This is a genomic window from Mycobacterium sp., from assembly GCF_040509115.1.
GTDB lineage: Bacteria > Actinomycetota > Actinomycetes > Mycobacteriales > Mycobacteriaceae > Mycobacterium.
In genome coordinates this window covers 1-2788 of record NZ_JBEVLO010000368.1, presented here as the reverse complement: position 1 = coordinate 2788, position 2788 = coordinate 1, and the positions used below count along the sequence as shown (strand labels likewise).

4 protein-coding genes are annotated in these 2788 nt (G+C 66.0%); all 4 read left to right on the top strand.

Features of this window, described 5'->3' with window-relative positions; all coding sequences use genetic code 11:
* Positions 1–1401, top strand: a 1401-nt coding sequence (locus ABW137_RS25545) for a vitamin B12 dependent-methionine synthase activation domain-containing protein (RefSeq protein WP_526404257.1), incomplete at its 5' end; no start/stop codon positions are given.
* A gap of 8 nt (positions 1402–1409) precedes the next feature.
* Positions 1410–1571: a hypothetical protein gene (locus tag ABW137_RS25540; protein ID WP_526404256.1), complete on the top strand. Its 162-nt coding sequence runs from the start codon at positions 1410–1412 to the stop codon at positions 1569–1571.
* A gap of 4 nt (positions 1572–1575) precedes the next feature.
* A complete protein-coding gene (locus ABW137_RS25535; RefSeq protein WP_526404255.1) occupies positions 1576–2268 on the top strand; it encodes an HAD family hydrolase in 693 nt (230 codons plus the stop codon).
* A gap of 204 nt (positions 2269–2472) precedes the next feature.
* Positions 2473–2788: MFS transporter (locus tag ABW137_RS25530; protein WP_526404254.1), on the top strand; the 316-nt coding region annotated here is incomplete at its 3' end.

The following is a 2788-nucleotide window of genomic DNA, read 5'->3' as shown; positions in this document are numbered from 1 at the left end:
ATCGTCGGGGTCGTCCTGCAGTGCAACAACTACGAGGTGATCGACCTCGGCGTGATGGTGCCCGCCCAGAAGATCCTGGACGCAGCGAAGGAGCACGACGCCGACATCATCGGGCTGTCCGGCCTGATCACCCCCTCGCTGGACGAAATGGTCAACTTCGCCGTCGAGATGGAGCGTCAGGGTTTGCAGATCCCGCTGCTGATCGGTGGCGCCACCACCTCGCGGGCTCACACGGCCGTGAAGGTGTCGCCCCGTCGTAGCGGTCCGGTGGTCTGGGTCAAGGACGCGTCCCGATCAGTGCCGGTCGCTGCGGCGCTGCTCGACGACAAGCAGCGGGGTTCCCTGCTGGAGGCCACCGAAAAGGATTACGCGGCCCTGCGCGAACGACACGCTCAGAAGAGCGAGCGCAAGATGCTGACGCTCGAGAAGGCCCGCGCGAACCGGACGCCGATCGAGTGGGAGGGCTACACGCCGCCGGTGCCGGCCCAGGGCCTCGGCGTACGAGAATTCCTCGACTACGACGTCGCCGAGCTGCGCGAGTACATCGACTGGCAGCCGTTCTTCAACGCCTGGGAGATGAAGGGCAGATTCCCCGACATCCTCAACAACCCGGTTTCGGGTGAGACCGCCCGCAAGCTGTACGACGACGCCCAGGAGATGCTCGACACCCTGATCAAGGAGAAGTGGCTGACGGCCAACGGCGTGATCGGGTTCTTCCCGGCGAACGCGGTCGGTGACGACATCGAGGTCTACACCGACGAGACCCGGACCGAGGTGCTGACGAGATTGCACAACCTGCGCCAGCAGGGCGAGCATCGCGACGGCATCCCGAACCGGAGCCTTGGTGACTTCGTCGCCCCCAAGGAAACGGGGCTCCGGGACTACGTCGGCGCCTTCGCCGTCACGACGGGGCTCGGCATCGGCGACAAGATCGCCGAGTTCAAGGCGGACAACGACGACTACAGCGCGATCTTGCTGGAGTCACTCGCCGACCGGTTGGCAGAGGCGTTCGCCGAACGGATGCACCAACGGGTCCGCAAGGAGTTCTGGGGCTATCAACCCGAAGAACAGCTCGACAACGAGGCGCTGATCGGTGAGAAGTACTCAGGCATCCGCCCTGCCCCCGGTTACCCGGCCTGCCCGGAGCACACCGAGAAGGCGACGCTCTGGGAGTTGATGGACGTCAAGGCGCGCACCGGCATCGAGTTGACCGAGTCGATGGCGATGTGGCCAGGTGCCGCCGTCAGCGGCTGGTACTTCTCGCACCCGCAGTCGCAGTACTTCGTGGTCGGTCGGCTGGCCCAGGATCAGGTCGCCGACTACGCGAGGCGCAAGGGCTGGACTCTGCAGGAGGCCGAACGCTGGCTTGCCCCCAACCTCGGGTACAACCCGGAGGACTGACCCCAGACATGGACCACATCCTGCTCGAGCCGAAACCCGATGCGGCCGAACGATTCCGGTTGCGCGAGCCGGCCATCGAGGGCGGGCCGGCTCGCGGAGTTCTCGATCCCGAACGGTCCGTCAGCGCCATCGTGCTTCATCACCCCGAGGCGAGATACCTTAATGTCTAGTGGCATGAAGGCCGTGTTGTGGGACATGGACGGCACCCTCGTCGATTCCGAAAAGCTGTGGGACGTCTCGCTGCAGGCGCTCTACGTCCGCCTGGGTGGCGTGCTGTCCCCGCAGGTGCGGGAGAGCACGGTGGGCAGCTCGGCCAAGGGCCTCATGCAGATCGTGTACACCGATCTGGGTCTGGACCGCGACCCGGTCGCAATGGAGCAGTCCTCGGTCTGGCTGCACGACTACACGGGCGAACTGTTCGAGCGGGGGTTGGCTTGGCTGCCCGGCGCGCGGGAGATGCTCGATGCGCTCACCGCGGCGGGCGTTCCCATGGCGCTGGTCACCAACACCTACCGCGTGCTCACCGAGCGCGCGCTCAAGAGCATTGGCAAGCACTACTTCTCGGTGTCGGTGTGTGGCGACGAGGTCGAGCATGCCAAACCGGCGCCAGACCCGTATCTGCGAGCCGCCGAACTCTTGGGCGTGGACCCGGCGCAGTGCCTGGCCATCGAGGATTCGGTGACGGGTTCCCAGGCGGCCGAGGCCGCGGGCTGCCCCGTCCTCGTGGTGCCCAACGACGTCGAGGTGCCCGACGGTCCGCGGCGCCGACACGTCTCGTCGTTGGCCGGGCTCGACGTCGACGACCTTCGCGGGATCCACGCCCAGCTGAGCTCGCAGGTCGACGCGCCGGTCTCCGATCGGGGTTGACACCAGGGCATCGGACGTTGCTACGTACGCCGCCGATAACGGTCGAGCAGTGTCATTGGGGTGCATCTGCTTTCGCTGGGGCTGCGGGTCGGCCGATGCCGTGTGACGACACGCAATCCCGCGTTCTGATAACGCCGTACTGATCGTTCGTCTGTGCAAAGGTTGGTGTGAGCTAGCTCACGCAGGTTGCGAAAGGACACGCCCATGGCCGGTCAGGGTCCACCCGTCGACGACTCGACCTCGGTGATAAGCGACGACGACTTCTCCTCGGGCGGTACCGCCATCCGCATCGCGTCCGTCGCAGCACTCGGCGGCCTTCTGTTCGGTTACGACAGCGCCGTCATCAACGGCGCGGTCAAGTCGATCGAGGAGCAGTTCGGGGTCGGATCGATCGAATTGGGGTTCGCCGTGGCGTCGGCGCTCCTCGGCGCCGCGGTCGGCGCGATGACGGCGGGCCGCATCGCCGACAAGATCGGCCGCATCGCGGTGATGAAGATCGCCGCGGTGCTGTTCTTCATCA